Annotated in this window: 4 protein-coding genes and 1 pseudogene; 4 read left to right on the forward strand and 1 reads right to left on the reverse strand. The window is 41.2% G+C overall.

The annotated features are described in order from the left end of the window. The 4 genes from ACQKMR_RS15245 to ACQKMR_RS15260 form a co-directional block, all read left to right on the forward strand. A partial coding sequence (locus tag ACQKMR_RS15245) for a hypothetical protein (protein WP_427698047.1) occupies positions 1–610 on the forward strand: 610 nt, incomplete at its 5' end. A gap of 732 nt (positions 611–1,342) precedes the next feature. After that, positions 1,343–1,669 (forward strand): DUF4309 domain-containing protein, encoded by a 327-nt coding sequence (locus tag ACQKMR_RS15250; protein ID WP_427698048.1) that lies wholly within the window; start codon positions 1,343–1,345, stop codon positions 1,667–1,669. A 150-nt stretch (positions 1,670–1,819) separates the two neighbouring features. Next, entirely contained in the window at positions 1,820–1,942 is a 123-nt protein-coding gene (gpGT, locus tag ACQKMR_RS15255) for a phage tail assembly chaperone GT (protein WP_427698054.1), read from the forward strand. A gap of 36 nt (positions 1,943–1,978) precedes the next feature. Further along, complete coding sequence (locus ACQKMR_RS15260; protein WP_427698049.1) at positions 1,979–2,290, forward strand: hypothetical protein; 312 nt, start codon at positions 1,979–1,981, stop codon at positions 2,288–2,290. Between the two features lie 167 nt (positions 2,291–2,457). Here ACQKMR_RS15260 and ACQKMR_RS15265 read toward each other — a convergent pair. After that, positions 2,458–2,758 (reverse strand): annotated as a pseudogene (locus tag ACQKMR_RS15265) (transposase); the annotation flags it as partial.

Raw genomic sequence — 2,758 nt, forward strand, 5'->3', positions numbered from 1 at the left:
TGGAACCCTTGAGGTCCTTGGAACCCTTGAGGTCCTTGGAACCCTTGAGGTCCTTGAGGTCCTTGGAATCCTTGAGGTCCTTGAGGTCCTTGGAACCCTTGAGGTCCTTGAGGTCCTTGGAATCCTTGAGGTCCTTGGAACCCTTGAGGTCCTTGAGGTCCTTGAGGTCCTTGAGGTCCTTGAGGTCCTTGGAACCCTTGAGGTCCTTGGAACCCTTGAGGTCCTTGGAACCCTTGAGGTCCTTGAGGTCCTTGGAATCCTTGAGGTCCTTGAGGTCCTTGGAATCCTTGAGGCCCTTGAGGTCCTTGAGGTCCTTGGAATCCTTGAGGTCCTTGGAATCCTTGAGGTCCTTGAGGTCCTTGGAACCCTTGAGGTCCTTGGAATCCTTGAGGTCCTTGTGCACCTTGAGGTCCTTGTGCACCTTGAGGTCCTTGAACGCCTTGAGGCCCTTGATTGCCTTGAGGTCCTTGAACGCCTTGAGGCCCTTGATTGCCTTGAGGTCCTTTTTTGCCTTGAGGCCCTTGAGGCCCTTGAGGTCCTTGAGGCCCTTGAGATCCTTGAGGCCCTTGAGTACCTTGAGGTCCTTGTGCGCCTTGTGCGCCTTGATTAGCATTTACATTCACTTTCACTTTTTGCTCTACCTTTTGTACTTGTTTAGATGAGCATTTGCATTGTCTATGTCCACAATCCGGACATTTTTTTTTGTCACATTTACATTCTCTATGTCCGCACTCCTTACATTTTTTATCTTTACCCAATTTTGTACACTCCTTTTCATAAAACATTACTTTATCTTATGAATCTAAGATTTATTGGATTGGGTAAAAATAAATAAAAAACACCTAATTTTTAAACACAGAACATTTTTTAAATACCTATTCTCTGTTTAACAACGGAAAGAAGAGATTGAGGTGACATTTGAGGAAAAACGAGCGATCACATTGTGGATTAAGGAGTCAGAAATTTACCGGGGAGAGGTAAAGGAGGTAAATCGAACGTTGAAGGATTTAGGGAAAAAAACCGCAAAATTAATATGCAGATACATCAAGTTAGGAGCCAAAATAAAAGTACTCATAAAATTGTAATATTGGTGTCATTTTTCTAATTAAAGCATAATATGTAATACCCAATTTAGTATTCCTTTAGAACAAAAATAAAGTGGTGTTTCTATATGTCTTGTCTTGTTATGCCGGTGGATTCGTCGGTGTTACGGATATGGCGCCTTCTGTTATGCCGACCTGTATTGGTCGGTTTTTTTTAATTTGATTCCTATTTCAAGGGAACCGCTCCACTCGGTTACATTTTCGCCCTATGAGGTACCAGAGCAATACGGAATGATCTCTTGATTCTGCAGATCATGGGTTTAGCCTATGAATCCAAAAAAACCATTAACAGTGGACCTTTTTCTGTTGGTGATTCGTTGAAAAAAGTAGAAAAATCCTGGGGTCCACCGGAAGATCTAAGTACCGTTGCAGCCAATTATTGGAGCCGTAATGTTCGATTCCTCTATGACGATTCAATAGGTAGAAAAACGATTACCGCCATTGATGATTTAGAGCCGCAGCTGCAAACCATTCATTTATCTGAGTTGAAGGGATTGATTGGTGAACCTGTAAGTGCAGAGGAGCAAGAAGGAATGTGCTATGTGCTATGTCACTTATACTGTTAACAAAAATTATAAAGTGGCCTTCGTGTTTGAAAGCGCCTCAGCCGTCAAAATGATGAAATAAAAAAGTTTTTTGGCGAAGAATGGTTAACGGATGAGGACTTTTCTCCAGCCAAGCAAAAAGAATACTTGGACATACTCATCCTTGATCTCATGAAAGATGGTAAGAACATCAATGAAATACTAAGTATGCCATACCATTTTTTAATTGAAATATTAAGAGAAGAAAATAAACCAATACAAGAGAAATCCTTGATCGTCGCGTTCGGAGGTTAGGGATTTTTTTATTGGTATGAGAAGAGAGGGTGATTGATGGAGAGGATAGAAGGCCTTTCGATTGGGCTTGACCTTGACACCGTCGCTCTCAACCGTGGTCTAACTGGGGTAAAAGTTAAGTTAAGAATTGTAAACAGTGAAATGAAGGCAAACATGTCAGCATTTGATTGTGGTAATCGTTCTGTAAGCAAATACGAAACACGTTTATCTGGATTGAATAGGAAACTAGAAGTCCAAAAAGAGGTTACAAAACAAGCCAAGGTCGAATACGAAAAGATGGTTAGAGGGTATGGAGAAGGCTCCAAAGAAGGGGGAAAAGCTGCCAAAAGCTATAACAATGAAGACTAATATCATTTAATGTTCAGAGATGAAAATAAATAAGCCCCTCTCAATTAAGAAAAGGGCTCAGTTTGTAGACAAAAGGGGTTCGGAATTAAAACATTCCGAACCCCTTTTGAAATTCCCTTTGAATTTTGCTCAATATAAAGGAATTGGGTCTCTACGAGCCCACTATGTTAGGCCATTTTGGGACCTTGCCATGTCCAATTGGCCATCTTCTTTAAATTCATGGCAGCGAAAGTGAGCATCGCCTGCATCGACAATTTTTTAAGTCCTCTTAAAGTAGTCCAACGCATGCCATGCTTTTCTTTTGCATCTGCGAAAACACGCTCAATTTTCTTTACGTTTCGCATAGATAGGCTTTTCATCTTGATGATGACGCAGATGATCTGCTTCTTCCATATAATCTTGCCAAATATGACGTGTCACTACTTTTTGATGGTCTTTACTTTCGGTACACTTTGATAAAAATGGACA

The organism is Peribacillus sp. NPDC096540, assembly GCF_050278525.1.
Classification (GTDB): Bacteria; Bacillota; Bacilli; order Bacillales; family DSM-1321; genus Peribacillus.